The organism is Burkholderia stabilis, assembly GCF_001742165.1.
GTDB lineage: Bacteria > Pseudomonadota > Gammaproteobacteria > Burkholderiales > Burkholderiaceae > Burkholderia > Burkholderia stabilis.
On record NZ_CP016442.1, the window covers coordinates 3,836,285 to 3,849,679 of the forward strand.

15 protein-coding genes are annotated in these 13,395 nt (G+C 64.4%); 6 read left to right on the top strand and 9 right to left on the bottom strand.

Annotated features, from left to right (window positions below):
• The first annotated feature begins 186 nt into the window (after window positions 1–186).
• The 5 genes from uvrB (at window position 187) to BBJ41_RS17955 (ending at window position 5,738) form a co-directional block, all read left to right on the top strand.
• The gene (uvrB, locus tag BBJ41_RS17935) at window positions 187–2,277 is read left to right on the top strand and encodes an excinuclease ABC subunit UvrB (RefSeq protein ID WP_069747493.1); all 2,091 of its coding nucleotides are present in this window, start codon (window positions 187–189) and stop codon (window positions 2,275–2,277) included.
• A 226-nt stretch (window positions 2,278–2,503) separates the two neighbouring features.
• Complete coding sequence (locus tag BBJ41_RS17940; RefSeq protein ID WP_047898578.1) at window positions 2,504–3,055, top strand: iron transporter; 552 nt, start codon at window positions 2,504–2,506, stop codon at window positions 3,053–3,055.
• A gap of 55 nt (window positions 3,056–3,110) precedes the next feature.
• Window positions 3,111–3,443 (top strand): cupredoxin domain-containing protein, encoded by a 333-nt coding sequence (locus BBJ41_RS17945; RefSeq protein WP_069747494.1) that lies wholly within the window; start codon window positions 3,111–3,113, stop codon window positions 3,441–3,443.
• A gap of 58 nt (window positions 3,444–3,501) precedes the next feature.
• A complete protein-coding gene (locus tag BBJ41_RS17950; protein ID WP_069747495.1) occupies window positions 3,502–4,344 on the top strand; it encodes an FTR1 family iron permease in 843 nt (280 codons plus the stop codon).
• Entirely contained in the window at window positions 4,341–5,738 is a 1,398-nt protein-coding gene (locus BBJ41_RS17955) for a 4Fe-4S binding protein (protein ID WP_069747496.1), read from the top strand. The genes BBJ41_RS17950 and BBJ41_RS17955 overlap by 4 nt, the downstream gene beginning before the upstream one ends.
• Before the next feature lie 263 nt (window positions 5,739–6,001).
• Here BBJ41_RS17955 and hemP read toward each other — a convergent pair whose 3' ends face one another.
• The 3 genes from hemP to BBJ41_RS17970 form a co-directional block, all read right to left on the bottom strand.
• The gene (hemP, locus tag BBJ41_RS17960; protein ID WP_069747497.1) at window positions 6,002–6,247 is read right to left on the bottom strand and encodes a hemin uptake protein HemP; all 246 of its coding nucleotides are present in this window, start codon (window positions 6,245–6,247) and stop codon (window positions 6,002–6,004) included.
• A gap of 138 nt (window positions 6,248–6,385) precedes the next feature.
• Window positions 6,386–6,868, bottom strand: a complete 483-nt coding sequence (locus BBJ41_RS17965; protein WP_069747498.1) for an SRPBCC family protein — start codon at window positions 6,866–6,868, stop codon at window positions 6,386–6,388.
• Between the two features lie 100 nt (window positions 6,869–6,968).
• On the bottom strand, window positions 6,969–7,841 hold the full coding sequence (locus BBJ41_RS17970; RefSeq protein WP_069747499.1) for a pirin family protein: 873 nt from the start codon (window positions 7,839–7,841) through the stop codon (window positions 6,969–6,971).
• A 122-nt stretch (window positions 7,842–7,963) separates the two neighbouring features.
• Between BBJ41_RS17970 and BBJ41_RS17975 the strand changes: the two genes are divergently transcribed.
• Entirely contained in the window at window positions 7,964–8,938 is a 975-nt protein-coding gene (locus tag BBJ41_RS17975; RefSeq protein WP_034190356.1) for a LysR family transcriptional regulator, read from the top strand.
• A 356-nt stretch (window positions 8,939–9,294) separates the two neighbouring features.
• On the opposite strand, the gene BBJ41_RS17980 is transcribed toward BBJ41_RS17975, so the two are convergent.
• From BBJ41_RS17980 to bfr, 6 genes are all read right to left on the bottom strand, one after another.
• On the bottom strand, window positions 9,295–9,723 hold the full coding sequence (locus BBJ41_RS17980; RefSeq protein WP_069747500.1) for an ExbD/TolR family protein: 429 nt from the start codon (window positions 9,721–9,723) through the stop codon (window positions 9,295–9,297).
• A 13-nt stretch (window positions 9,724–9,736) separates the two neighbouring features.
• The gene (locus tag BBJ41_RS17985; protein ID WP_069747501.1) at window positions 9,737–10,468 is read right to left on the bottom strand and encodes a MotA/TolQ/ExbB proton channel family protein; all 732 of its coding nucleotides are present in this window, start codon (window positions 10,466–10,468) and stop codon (window positions 9,737–9,739) included.
• Between the two features lie 36 nt (window positions 10,469–10,504).
• The gene (locus tag BBJ41_RS17990) at window positions 10,505–11,236 is read right to left on the bottom strand and encodes an energy transducer TonB (RefSeq protein ID WP_069747502.1); all 732 of its coding nucleotides are present in this window, start codon (window positions 11,234–11,236) and stop codon (window positions 10,505–10,507) included.
• A 218-nt stretch (window positions 11,237–11,454) separates the two neighbouring features.
• Complete coding sequence (locus tag BBJ41_RS17995; RefSeq protein WP_039370093.1) at window positions 11,455–11,691, bottom strand: (2Fe-2S)-binding protein; 237 nt, start codon at window positions 11,689–11,691, stop codon at window positions 11,455–11,457.
• A gap of 150 nt (window positions 11,692–11,841) precedes the next feature.
• Window positions 11,842–12,705, bottom strand: coding sequence for a glutamate racemase (gene murI / locus BBJ41_RS18000; RefSeq protein WP_069747503.1), 864 nt, complete (start codon window positions 12,703–12,705; stop codon window positions 11,842–11,844).
• Window positions 12,706–12,733: 28 nt separating this feature from the next.
• Window positions 12,734–13,210 (bottom strand): bacterioferritin, encoded by a 477-nt coding sequence (gene bfr, locus BBJ41_RS18005; protein ID WP_047898567.1) that lies wholly within the window; start codon window positions 13,208–13,210, stop codon window positions 12,734–12,736.
• Window positions 13,211–13,395 lie beyond the last annotated feature (185 nt).

Genomic DNA, 13,395 nt, shown 5'->3' on the forward strand with positions numbered 1-13,395 from the left:
GCGCCAACGGGCGCGACGCCGGAAAGCGCAGCAGCCTGATATTGTAGCGAATTCGCGCTGGCGGGGGCGCGCGATTCGGCGGCGAATCGCGATTTCGGCCGTCTGTCGCGCGTCAGGAGCCGACAGCAGTTCGCGAGGCCGCGAAGCGCTAGAATGCTCTCTTTGCCCTCGCTCCGGCCGCATTCCATGTCCGAACATCATGCCGAAGTCGGCGACGCGCTCGACGAATCCAAATTCGTCACCTTCGAAGGGTCGCCGTTCCAGCTGTATCAACCGTATCCACCCGCCGGCGACCAGCCGACCGCGATCGAAACGCTCGTCGAAGGCGTCGGCGACGGCCTTGCATTCCAGACGCTGCTCGGCGTAACGGGGTCGGGCAAGACCTTCACGATGGCGAACACGATCGCGCGGCTCGGCCGCCCGGCGATCGTCTTCGCGCCGAACAAGACGCTCGCGGCGCAGCTTTATGCCGAGTTCCGCGAGTTCTTCCCGCGCAACGCGGTCGAGTACTTCGTCTCGTACTACGACTACTACCAGCCTGAGGCCTACGTGCCGCAGCGCGACCTGTTCATCGAGAAGGACTCGTCGATCAACGAGCACATCGAGCAGATGCGCCTGTCGGCGACGAAGAGCCTGATGGAGCGCCGCGACGTGGTGATCGTCGCGACGGTGTCGGCGATCTACGGTATCGGCAACCCGTCCGAATACCACCAGATGATCCTGACGCTGCGCGCCGGCGACAAGCTCGGCCAGCGCGACGTGATCGCGCGGCTGATCGCGATGCAATACACGCGCAACGAGCAGGATTTCCAGCGCGGCACGTTCCGCGTGCGCGGCGACACGATCGACATCTTCCCGGCAGAACACGCGGAAATGGCCGTGCGCGTCGAGCTGTTCGACGACGAGGTCGAGACGCTGCAGCTGTTCGACCCGCTGACGGGGCGCGTGCGCCAGAAGATTCCGCGCTTCACCGTGTATCCGTCGTCGCACTACGTGACGCCGCGCGACACCGTGATGCGCGCGGTTGAGACGATCAAGGACGAATTGCGCGAACGCCTCGAGTTCTTCCATCGCGACGGCAAGCTCGTCGAGGCGCAGCGCCTCGAACAGCGCACGCGCTTCGATCTCGAGATGCTGCAGGAGCTCGGCTTCTGCAAGGGCATCGAGAACTACTCGCGGCATTTCTCGGGCGCGGCGCCGGGCGATCCGCCGCCGACACTCGTCGACTACCTGCCGCCCGATGCGCTGATGCTGCTCGACGAATCGCACGTGCTGATCGGCCAGTTGAACGGCATGTACAACGGCGACCGCGCGCGCAAGGAAAACCTCGTCAACTACGGTTTTCGCCTGCCATCGGCGCTCGACAACCGGCCGCTCAAGTTCCCCGAGTTCGAACGCAAGATGCGCCAGGTCGTATTCGTGTCGGCCACGCCGGCCGACTACGAGAAGCGCGTGACGGGGCAGATCGCCGAACAGGTCGTGCGGCCGACGGGGCTCGTCGATCCGGAAATCGAAGTGCGGCCGGCGAGCTCGCAGGTCGACGACGTGCTCACCGAGATCAACGCGCGCGTGAACGCCGGCGAGCGCGTGCTGATCACCGTGCTGACGAAGCGCATGGCCGAGCAGCTCACCGAGTTCCTGGCCGACCACGGCGTCAAGGTGCGCTACCTGCACAGCGACATCGACACGGTCGAACGCGTCGAGATCATCCGCGACCTGCGGCTCGGCACGTTCGACGTGCTGGTCGGGATCAACTTGCTGCGCGAAGGTCTCGACATTCCCGAAGTGTCGCTCGTGGCGATCCTCGATGCGGACAAGGAAGGCTTCCTGCGCGCCGAACGCTCGCTGATCCAGACGATCGGCCGCGCCGCGCGGAACGTGAACGGCAAGGCGATCCTCTACGCGGACAACATGACCGAGTCGATGAAGCGCGCGATCGGCGAAACCGAGCGGCGCCGCGCGAAGCAGATCGCGCACAACGAGAAAATGGGCATCACGCCGCGCGGCGTCGTGAAACGCATCAAGGACATCATCGATGGCGTCTACAACGCGGACGACGCGCGCGCGGAGCTGAAGGAAGCGCAGCAGCGCGCGAAATTCGAGGACATGTCGGAAAAGCAGCTCGCGAAGGAAATCAAGCGTCTCGAGAAGCAGATGGCCGATTACGCGAAGAACCTCGAGTTCGAGAAGGCGGCCGCGACCCGCGACCAGCTTGCGCTGCTGCGCGAGCGCGTGTTCGGCGCGAACGTCGGCGACCACGTCAACGGCGGCCGGTAAATCTTTCCAAGCGTCACCGGAACCTGTTGCTAACAGGCCTGTAAGCCTTGTCGGATCAGGGGTTTACACGGACTCCCGTTTGTTCCAAAACAGGTTCGGTGCTAAACTCCGCAATTATTGAGAATTGTTCGCATTAACGTTCTTCGTCGCGTTAGTGTTTCCAGCGAGCCGCCCGGGCGGCGGTTCGCGTGTCGTCAGATAGTCAGACAAATAACAAGGAGTGTCCATGTTGGGTTCTTCGTTCATCCGCACGACGGTTGCGGTAGCGGCGGCGCTTGCCGCGATGTCGGCCTCGGCGGCCGAGTATCCGATCGGCAAGCAGCAGATCCAGGGCGGCATGGAAATCGGCGCGGTGTACCTGCAGCCGATCACGATGGACCCGGAAGGGATGATGCGCAAGGCGTCGGATTCCGACATCCACCTCGAGGCCGACATCCACGCGGTCAAGAACAACCCGACGGGTTTCGCGGAAGGCGACTGGATGCCGTACCTGCAGGTCACGTACAAGCTGACGAAGCAGGGCGACACGAAGTGGAAGGCTGAAGGCGACCTGATGGGCATGGTCGCGAGCGACGGCCCGCACTACGGCGACAACGTGAAGCTGAACGGCCCGGGCAAGTACCACCTGACGATGGTCGTCAAGCCGCCGATGCAGTCGGGCCACATGGCGTTCGGCCGTCACGTCGACAAGGAAACGGGCGTGGGCGCGTGGTTCAAGCCCGTTACCCTCGAGTACGACTTCCCGTTCGCCGGGATCGGCAAGAAGGGCGGTTACTGATCGGCAGCATCACGGACGGCGCGCTTCGGCGCGCCGTCGGCGTAGAGAACCCAGAATGAAAATTCCCCAGAAAATCGTCGCCGCGACCGCTGCATTGTGGCTTGCCGGTGCAGCGTACGCTGCCGATCTGCCGACGTTCAAGCTTGAGATGACGGACGGCAAGCTGAATCCCACCCGCATCGAAGTGCCGGCCGGCCAGCGTTTCAAGATCGAGATCAAGAACACCGGCAAGGGCGCCGCCGAATTCGAGAGCGTGCAGCTGCGCAAGGAGAAGGTGCTCGCGCCGGGCGCGGATTCGTTCGTGGTCGTCGCTCCGCTGTCGCCGGGCGAATACAAGTTTTTCGATGATTTCCACCAGCAGGCGCAGGGCGTGATCGTCGCGAAGTAACGCGTTTTATCTGCGCGCGGGTGCGCACGTCCCTTGCCCCGCGCGTCAGGAGGTATCGATGGGTCAGATCTTGTTCATCGTCTGGCGGGAGAGCGTCGAAGCGCTGCTCGTCGTCGGCATTCTCTATGCATGGCTGAAAAACGGCGACGACGACGCGCGCCGCGGCCTGCCTTTTCTCTGGGCCGGCGTCGGCGTCGGCTTGCTGATGGCCGTCGGCCTCGGCGCCGCGCTGGTTGGTTTCACCGAAGTGCTGTCCGGTGACGCGCAGGATTACTTCCAGACTGCCATGGTGCTGATCGCATGCGTGCTGATCGTGCAGATGGTGCTGTGGATGCGCCGGCACGGCCGCACGCTGAAGCGCGACATGGAGCAATCGCTGCAGCAGAGTACGCGCGATTCGAACTGGTGGGGCGTCGCGGTGCTGGTCGCGCTCGCGATCGCGCGCGAAGGCAGCGAGACGGTGATTTTCCTGTACGGCCTCGGTTTCGGCCAGTCGGGCCACGTCGACGGTAGCCAGATGCTCGCGGTCGTGATCGGCCTCGGGCTCGCGTTCCTCACGTTCTATCTGTTGCAGCTCGGCGGCAAGTACTTCTCGTGGCGGCATTTCTTCCGCGTCACCGAAGTGATGCTGCTGTTCCTCGGTGCGGGCCTGTTCCAGACCGGCGTCGACAAGCTGATCGACAAGGAAATCCTGCCGCTCGGCATCTCGCAGGTGTGGGATACGTCCGCGATCCTCGATGATTCGGGCACGTTCGGCTCGCTCATCGCGACGCTGACCGGTTATCGCGCGCACCCGGCACTGACCAACCTGGTCGCCTATGCGGTGTACTGGGCGGTCGTCTGGCTGCTGATGAAGCGCGCGAGCCGTCGTCCGGCCGTCGCCGCGGGCCGCGCGGCATGAGCGTGGTCGCCGCAACCAAGCCGGGCTGGCTCGCACAGGCCGGCCAGTGGATGCAGCGCCATGGCGCGCTGATCCGCGGCATCCAGTGGGGTGTCGTCGCCGTTTATGCGTTCCTGATCATCGTGCCGGCGGTGTTGCCGCTGCCGGACGATTCCGCGCATTTGTGGAGCAACCTCACGCTCATCGCGCAATTCGCGTTCTGGGGTATCTGGTGGCCGTTCGTGCTGCTGTCGATGGTGATGCTCGGCCGTGTCTGGTGCGGCGTGCTGTGCCCGGAGGGCGCGCTCACCGAATTCGCGAGCAAGTTCGGCCGCGGTGGCCCGATTCCGCGCTGGATACGGTGGGGCGGCTGGCCGTTCGTCGCGTTCGGGATCACGACGATCTACGGGCAGATGGTGAGCGTGTACCAGTACCCGCTCGCGGTGCTGTTCGTGCTCGGCGGCTCGACCGTCGGCGCGATCGTGATCGGCGTGCTGTACGGCCGCGAGAAGCGCGTGTGGTGCAAGTATCTGTGCCCGGTCAACGGCGTGTTCGGGCTGCTCGCGCGGCTCGCGCCGATGCGCTACAAAGTCGACGAGGATGCGTGGCGCCGTTCGTACAAGAACGGCGAGCACGGTCATCGCGTGATTCCGATCAACTGCGCGCCGCTCGTGCCGTTGCGCAGCATGAAGGGTGCGGCGGAGTGCCATATGTGCGGCCGCTGCAGCGGGCACCGCGATGCGGTCTCGCTGTCGTTGCGCTCGCCGTCCGACGAAGTCGTGAACCTCGGTGCGCAGCAGGCGAACCCGTGGGACACCGCGCTGATCCTGTACGGCCTGCTCGGCGTGGCGATCGGCGCGTTCCACTGGACCGTCAGTCCGTGGTTCGTGCAGATCAAGCAATGGCTAGCGGGCTGGCTGATCGACCATGACATCACGTGGCCGCTCGAAACCAATGCGCCGTGGTTCCTGCTCACGCATTACCCGGATCGCAACGACGTGTTCTCCTGGCTCGACGGCGGGCTGATCGTCAGCTACATCGTCGGCACGGGGCTTGTGTACGGCACGGCGCTGCTCGTGCTGCTGGCCGGCGCCACGCTGATGCTCGGCCGCTTCGATCGCGTGCGGCTGCATCACCTCGCGCAGGCGCTGATTCCGCTCGCGGGCGCGGGCGTGTTTCTCGGGCTCTCGGCAACGACGCTGTCGTTGCTGCGCGCCGAGCATGTGCCGCTCGGCTGGGCGACCGATGTGCGGATCGCGATTCTGGTCGGCGCCAACGTATGGAGTGCGTGGCTCGCCTGGAAAGTCACGGGGCGCTATGCGGCCTGGCCGCGCCGGCTCGCCGCATTCGCGTGGTTCGCCGTTGCGCTTGCCGTCGTCGACAGCGCATGGTGGCTGATGTTCTGGGGCTTCTGAAGCGGCTCGCGCGCCGCTCCGGCTTCGATCGATTGAACACGGGCGGGATGCTTTGCGCATCGACCGCCCAAACAAAAAAGCGACACGTCCTTCGACGTGTCGCTTTTTTTCTTCCTTGTGCGAGAACCAAAAAAAGTGGCTTGGCTTGCTGCAACGGCTGCTTGAGTGTGTTTGCACGAAGGGGTCTAGATCTCGCGTGCAAGCCGTTACGCTGGCTAATGCCCAACACCTCTCAGGGAGGTGGTCCCCACAATACTCTGTCGTTACTTCGTCAGGATCAGTTTGCCGAGCCGGGTGGCACGCAACTGATAGGTCTCTCCGTTATGCGCGATGCTGATGTGGCTGTGGCCTTGCAGCAGCGCTTCGCTGTTGAGGACCCGCGTGCCTGCATCGCGGTTGCCGGCGGGTTTCGCCGGCGTCGTGACCGCTGCCGTTTTCTGGCGGCTGCTGCCTGCGGTGCCGGTTGTACGGCGCAAGGTCAGCGTGGTCGGGCGCATGGTGTCGGTCATTCGGTTGATCGGTGACTGTCGATACGATGGAATGAATTCTAAATGATAACCATTACCATTTACAAAAACTCTTTATCGATCGATGTTGCAAGTCTGATAGTTTGAATCAAAGAGGCGGCCCGCAGGCCGCCGCCGGACTCAGTGCAGCGGATCGGGGTCCTTGCGGCCCTGTGCGTATTCGCGGATCAGGCGGACCGTGTCGATATCCGACGTGCGGTACGCCTCCTTGACGATCCCGTGCGTTTGCCGTGCTTCTTCGCTGTCGTCGGTGACGGTCAGCGTCGTGCGGTATTCGAAACGCAGGAACAGCTGGTGATCGTCGCGTTCCTCGATCGCCATCGTCAGCGAGCCGCCGATCTCGCCATCGGCCGCGCGGATGTCGTAGCGGACCTGCTGGTTCGGCGTGAACGTGACGTGGTCGCGTACGATCGCGTGGCCATAGTGCAGCTCGCGTTCGAGCGTCGTGTCCGTCCGTTCGCTGATGACGCAGCTATCGAGGCCGAGTACGAACAATTGCGGCTGTTCGGCACGCAGCACGAGGCCTTCCCAGAGTTGTTCGCGGGTGAGGGCCGGCACGGCCGGATCGTCGGAGTTGATCTGGATCAGGTGTTCGAAGTTCAAGGGGACGGATTCCTTCTGGTGGCGGGCGGCCACATGGTTCAAGAAGTTATTGTGACGCAAAACTACCCGCTTCGCGGCACCTGCCGCCCCCGATCGAACCTCAGGCTTCGATACGGCCCATGCGGCCGGTCTGATAGTCGACGACGGCCTGCCGGATCTCTTCCTCGGTATTCATCACGAACGGGCCGTAGCGGACGATCGGCTCGTTGAGCGGCACGCCGCCGATCAGCAGCAGGTCGAGCGGCGTGTCGCCGGCGGCGAACGTGACCGTGTCGCCATCGTCGCCGTACACGACCATGTGCCGAGCGTCGACAGCCTGCCTGTCAGGCCCGTAGCGCCCCGTTCCGTCGATCGGATAGGCAAACACGCGATAGCCGGCCGGCACGGGCTGCGTGACCGTTGCACCGGGTTCCAGCGTGAAATGCTGGTAGAGGATCGGCGTGCGCGTCTCGATCGCGGCCCGGACACCGAACGCTTCGCCGGCGATGACCCGAACGCGTGCGCGGCCATCCGGCGACGTCGCGCTCGGAATGCGGTCGGCCGGGATCTCCTGGTAGCGCGGCGCGATCAGCTTGTCGCGGCGCGGCAGGTTGACCCAGAGCTGGAAGCCGTGGGAGCGGCCGCCTGCCTGCGCGAACGCCGGATCGGGCATTTCGCTGTGCACGACGCCGGCGCCGGCCGTCATCCATTGCACGTCGCCGGGGCCGAGCGTGCCGGCGTGGCCGGACGAGTCGCGATGGCAGAAGCGCCCGTCGAGCGCGTAGGTCACGGTCTCGAAGCCGCGATGCGGATGATCGGGCGCGCCCTTGGCCTCGCCGGGCGCGTAGTCGACAGGGCCCATTTCGTCGAGCAGCAGGAACGGATCGAAATCCATCAGCAGCCGGGTCGGGAACGGACGGTGAACCACGAAACCGCCGCCTTCGGTCGTGCGAAGTGCGGGGTACGTACGGTCAAGCGAGCGAGCGGTCGTCATGGGGAAGCCCTCGAGATCATCGGAATAGCGTTATTTTTGAAACATGGCGCTATTATATTGGGCGTTTTACCGTCCGATTGGCGATGGTTCGCAATGGATTGTTCTGAAATTGGAACGATGACATGAATATCGATGCACATAACCTGAACGACCTGATGTACTTTTCGCAGGTCGTCGAACATGGCGGATTCTCGGCCGCGGAGCGCGTGCTGGGCATCTCGAAATCGCGCCTGTCGCGGCGCCTGACCGAACTCGAGGCGGCGCTCGGCGTGCGCCTGCTGCAGCGCTCGACGCGCAAGCTCGCGCTGACCGAGGCGGGGGAGTTGTTCTACCAGCATTGCCAGGCGATGCTCGCCGAAGCGCAGGCCGCGATGAACGCGGTGCAGCAGTTGCGTGCGTCGCCGCGCGGATCGGTGCGCGTCAGCGTGCCTGTCACGCTGTCGCAGACGATGCTGTCGCGCATCCTGCCTGAATTCCTGCGCCGCTATCCCGAGGTGAAGGTGCACGTCCGCGTGACGAACCGCGTGATCGACCTGTTCGAGGATTCGATCGACGTCGCGCTGCGCGTGCGCTCGGAGCCGCCGCAGAACGCCAACATCGTCGTGCGGCCGCTGTGGCGTACCGAGCAGATGCTGGTGGGCGCGCCGAGCCTGCTGAGCCAGAATGCGCCGCCGCTGGTGCCTGACGACCTGACCGGCTTCGAGACGCTCGATACGCCGAGCGTCGACGGGCGGCACGTGTTCAACCTGATCGCCCCGGACGGTACGCGTCATGTGCACGAGCACGACCCGCGGCTCGTGACGGCCGACCTGATGACGATCCGCGAGGCCGTGCTCGACGGCCTCGGCATCGCGGCGTTGCCGGAGATGATGTACGGCAACGCGCTGCGCGCGGGGCAGCTGTCGCCCGTGATGCCGGGCTGGACGCTGCCGGTGCCGCAACTGTATGCGGTGTTCGTGTCGCGGCAGGGGATGCCGCCTGCCGTGCGCGCGTTCGTCGACTACCTGGTCGAGAAGCTCGATCACGGCGCCTACAAGGAGCCGGGTTGCCCCGAGCGCGCAAAGAAGGAAGCGGCGGCCGATGTTTCGGCGACCTGAACACGACGCACGCGACGAGGCAAATTTGTTTTGTCATTGAAGCGTCGCCTGCAATCGCAAGTTTCAATCGCCGGAACCTTGAATGCGCGCGCGGCCGGGCCTATATTGAAATCCCATTTCGTGAAGGAAGTTCTGAGCGAAATCAGGTGGCCGCATATATTGCGAGCCAGATAGGGCAGAACGCGCAGTCCGTGCAGACCACGGCAGAGTCGCATTTGCGTTGCTCGAGGCGCAACCGATACCGCCAAAGAGCCCGCCGCCCGAAGGCGCCCGCGTGCGCATGAAAAAAGGCCTTCATCTGGCGATGAAGGCCTTTTACTTTGTGCGGCCCCGGTGAGGGGCGAGACGTGCGCGCGTTACTTCGTTTTCGCGCCCGGCTCCGTCACGAAGCCGAGTTTCGTCAGGCCGCCGGCCTGCGCATCCGACATCACTTCGGCGACATGCTCGTAGGCAACCTTGCGATCCGCACGCAGGTGCAACTCGGGCTGCGGCTTGCGTTGCGCCGCTTCGGCGATGCGCGCCTGCAACTGCTCGCGCGTGACCGCGTGGTCGTCCCACAGGATCGTGCCGTCGCCCTGGATCGCGACGTCGACCGTCTGCGGCTTTTCGTCGACGGGCTGGCTGCTGGCGTGCGGCAGGTCGATCTTCACCGCATGCTGCATCGCCGGGATCGTCACGAGGAAAATGATCAGGAGTACGAGCATGACGTCGACGAGCGGCGTCATGTTGATCTCGCTCATCACGGCATCGTCGTCATCGTCGCTGAAACCGGTATTCATTGCCATGGTTCACCCCGTCTCAGCTGGCGCGCGTCGCGAGACGCAGGCCGTCGCGCGTCGACGACGATGCGAGTTTCGCGCCCGTCACGAAGTACGCATGCAGGCCGTGCGCGAAGCGGCGCAGCTTGCTGACGACGCCCTTGTTCGCGCGGGTCAGTGCGTTGTAGCCGAGCACGGCCGGGATCGCGACGAACAGGCCGAAGGCCGTCATGATCAGCGATTCGCCGACCGGGCCGGCGACCTGGTCGATCGACGTCTGACCGGTTGCGCCGATCGCGAGCAGCGCGTGGTAGATCCCCCAGACCGTGCCGAACAAGCCGACGAACGGCGCCGTGCTGCCGATCGACGCGAGGATCGCGAGACCGCTCTGCATGCGCGAGATGCCTTCGTCCATCGTGTCCTTCAGGCAGCGCGTGACCCAGTCCGACACGTCCATGCGGTCGTGCAGGTGCGGTTGCGTTTGGTGATGGTGATCGGCGGCTTCCTTGCCCGACAGCGCGAGCGCGAGGAACGGGTTGTCGTTCGGCGTCGACGCGGCGAGCCCGAGCTTCTTGATGCCGTCGTCGAAATTGTCCGAATGCCAGAACGCCTGTTCGGCGTTCTTCGTGAGGCGGTTCAGGCGAACCACGTTCCAGCCCTTGAGGACGATCACGATCCACGACAGGACCGACATCACGAGCAGCGTAATCGCAATGGCGCGCGTGACGAAATCACCTTGCGCCCAGACGTGCGCGATACCGTAGCTTTGCATTTTATTGTTTCCTTTGAATCTTCCGGATGAGGCAGGTTAGTCGGTGAGCCCGAAGCTGTAGGGCTGTGTGCGGGCGGCGCGGATCGCCTGGCCGTTCTCGATATACGGACGGCAGGTGGTCGAGCGCATCGCGTCGAGTGCGGCATCGTCGAGGCGCGGGTAGCCGCTGCTCTTCTGCAGATCGATGCTTTCGATCTTGCCGGTCACGCCGACGACGAAGTGAACATAGGCCGTGCCCGATTCGCCGCGGCGGCGCGACATCGACGGGTAGTCGGGCTTCACGAAGTTGCATTGAAGCGTCGGCACGTTTTTCGGCGCGCTGACCTGCATCGTTTCGCGAGCCGGGGCGGGCGTCGCGGCCGGCGCCGCAGGAGCGGGCGCGGCCGGGGCAGGCGTCGGATCGGCGGCCGCCGGTGCGGGCGTCGGCGACGGGGTCGGCGATTGGGTGACCGGCTGAGGCGTCGGCTTCGCCACTTTCGGTACCGGCTTCGGCTGGACCTTCTGCTTGACGGGTGTCGGCTTCGGCGGCGTAGGCTGCGGAATCGATTCGGCCGCGACCTGCTGGGCGATCGGTGCGGGCGTGATGAGCTGCGCGGTGATCGTCTGGACCTCAACCGATTTCGGTGGCGGCGCGTTGCGATGGAGCCAGGCGGCCGTCAGCATGATCGCGTGTGCGGCAAGCACACCGACTGCGACGGCGATCACTCGGGGATTCATACGTGGTGCAGCCGGCAAGGCGCCGGCAGGAGCGGAATACGAAGCCTGCATGTTAGCTTGAAAGAACGATGTCGCACCCGGGGCGCGGCGGGTGAATCGGCATTACTTGCGGAAGATCAGCAGCGAGATGCAAACGGTGGTCACAAATCCGATCAGCAATTCCATGACAGGCTCCTTGGCAGGTAAGCCGCTGGCTCGCGCAGACGATGGCTTGCTGACGGTCGAAACAAAAAATGCGGCCTGGGCCGCATGCGCACACTCGGCGCGGGTCAGGCAGCCTTGCGTTCGTAGAAGGTGACCGGGATCGGGTGAGCGTGATGCTCGACGCCACACCGGCTCGCACAGACGCCTTGTTCGGCCATGAGGTCGCGTACGGACTCCTCGCACTTGCCGCAGCACGTGGCCACGCCGAGCTCGAACTGGAGTTCATCGAAAGAGTTCACGCCCTCTGCGAGGGACGCGCGAATCTTGCGATCGGAAACAGACTTGCACACGCAGACGATCATGGTGAGTTGCGATAGCTAACGTTAATGCGAATTATTATCATTAATTTTGCGGACGTTGACAAGCGCGGGGTAGGCTTTTTTTAAGGCCATCAGACCCTTGAAACGACGGAAGCGGCCGAGCCGCGGCGGAAGAGGCGGTGCCGGCCCGCGTCAGGCGGTCGCGCAGGCGCGCGCGTTCGGCGAGGAAATGGTGACGGATTCGACCGGCGCATCGAGGCCGAGCAATGTCGATGCGAGCGCCTGCAACTGCCGGCCGTCGCCGGTCGAGCAGAAGCGGGGCGGTGCGACCGGCGTGCCGGCAGGTGCGCGCAGGCCGTGCTGGTCGAGTACGCGCACGAGCTGGCGTGCGATCGCGTCGCTCGTGTCGATGATCGCCATGCGGTCGCCGACAATGTCGCGAATCGTTGCGGTGAGGAACGGGTAGTGCGTGCAGCCGAGGACGACCGTATCGGCGCCGTCGTCGAGCATCGGTTGCAGATAGCTGTCGAGCAGCGCGCGCAGCGCGGGCGAGCCCGTGTCGCCGCTCTCGATCGCCTGCACGAGCCCGTGGCCCGGCTGGCAGATGAAGCGGCAACCGGCGCCATGGCGCTCGAGCAGCGTCTGGAACCGGGCGCTGCGCAGCGTTGACTGGGTGGCGAGCACGCCGGCGACGCCGCTCGCGGATTGCTGGACGGCCGGCTTGATGCCCGGCTCGACGCCGACGAGCGGAATCGCGAGATGCTCGCGTACCGCCGCGATCGACTGGGCCGTCGCCGTATTGCAGGCGACCACGAGCGCCTTTGCGCCCTGCCGCACGAACCACTCGCCGATCGCGAGCGTGCGCTCGGTGATGAACGCGTCGTCGCGTTCGCCGTACGGGATGTAGCGCGTATCGGCCGTATAGACGAACGACTCGCCGGGCAGGTGCGCGCGCGCGGCGCGCAGCACCGACAGGCCGCCGAGCCCCGAGTCGAAGATTCCGACAGGAGCGGCGGCGCGCATCGCGGGAGCGGCTGGATGGTTCGTCATCGTCATGCGGAGGGGGCGGCGGCGGGCGGGCCGATTACTCGGGCGAACCCATCATCGTTTGCTGGTAGTTCTGCAGGCCGACCTTGCCGATCAGGTCGATCTGCGTTTCCAGCCAGTCGATGTGCTCTTCGGTGTCGTCGAGGATCTTTTCGAAGATTTCGCGCGATACGTAGTCGCGAACCGACTCGCAGTAAGCGATCGCTTCCTTGCACGTGGTCTGCGAGATCTGCTCGAGCTTCAGGTCGCACTTCAGGATTTCTTCGGTTTCCTCGCCGACGAGCAGCTTGTGCAGGTCCTGCAGGTTCGGCAGGCCGTCGAGCATGAACACGCGCTCGATCAGCCAGTCGGCGTGCTTCATTTCGCCGATCGACTCGTCGTACTCGTGCTTGCCGAGCTTGTCGAGGCCCCAGTGCTTGTACATGCGGGCATGCAGGAAGTACTGGTTGATCGCCGTGAGTTCATTCTTCAGTTGGGCGTTCAGATATTCGATGACTTTCTTGTCGCCTTGCATGGCTGTTCCTTGTTCAGTGGGGCTTCAGAAACCGAACGATAATCGCTCGAACGAGAAAAGCCAAGCCTCAAAGCCTTGTCGGGCCTGCCTTTTGCGTGTAATGAGAATCAGCCTCGAATAACCGGCCGCACACAATAATGAGAATGAGAAGTAAAAAGGCCGGACGTCCGTCCGGCCTCTCGTTC

Coding starts and splice junctions, on each gene's coding strand:
- BBJ41_RS17975 (WP_034190356.1), top strand. CDS start 7,964: ATGAATATCGATGCACATAACCTGAACGACCTGATGTACTTTTCGCAG.
- murI (WP_069747503.1), bottom strand. CDS start 12,705: ATGACGATGACGAACCATCCAGCCGCTCCCGCGATGCGCGCCGCCGCT.
- BBJ41_RS17995 (WP_039370093.1), bottom strand. CDS start 11,691: ATGATCGTCTGCGTGTGCAAGTCTGTTTCCGATCGCAAGATTCGCGCG.
- BBJ41_RS17980 (WP_069747500.1), bottom strand. CDS start 9,723: ATGGCAATGAATACCGGTTTCAGCGACGATGACGACGATGCCGTGATG.
- uvrB (WP_069747493.1), top strand. CDS start 187: ATGTCCGAACATCATGCCGAAGTCGGCGACGCGCTCGACGAATCCAAA.
- BBJ41_RS17955 (WP_069747496.1), top strand. CDS start 4,341: ATGAGCGTGGTCGCCGCAACCAAGCCGGGCTGGCTCGCACAGGCCGGC.
- BBJ41_RS17985 (WP_069747501.1), bottom strand. CDS start 10,468: ATGCAAAGCTACGGTATCGCGCACGTCTGGGCGCAAGGTGATTTCGTC.
- BBJ41_RS17945 (WP_069747494.1), top strand. CDS start 3,111: ATGAAAATTCCCCAGAAAATCGTCGCCGCGACCGCTGCATTGTGGCTT.
- BBJ41_RS17990 (WP_069747502.1), bottom strand. CDS start 11,236: ATGCAGGCTTCGTATTCCGCTCCTGCCGGCGCCTTGCCGGCTGCACCA.
- BBJ41_RS17970 (WP_069747499.1), bottom strand. CDS start 7,841: ATGACGACCGCTCGCTCGCTTGACCGTACGTACCCCGCACTTCGCACG.
- BBJ41_RS17940 (WP_047898578.1), top strand. CDS start 2,504: ATGTTGGGTTCTTCGTTCATCCGCACGACGGTTGCGGTAGCGGCGGCG.
- BBJ41_RS17950 (WP_069747495.1), top strand. CDS start 3,502: ATGGGTCAGATCTTGTTCATCGTCTGGCGGGAGAGCGTCGAAGCGCTG.
- bfr (WP_047898567.1), bottom strand. CDS start 13,210: ATGCAAGGCGACAAGAAAGTCATCGAATATCTGAACGCCCAACTGAAG.
- hemP (WP_069747497.1), bottom strand. CDS start 6,247: ATGACCGACACCATGCGCCCGACCACGCTGACCTTGCGCCGTACAACC.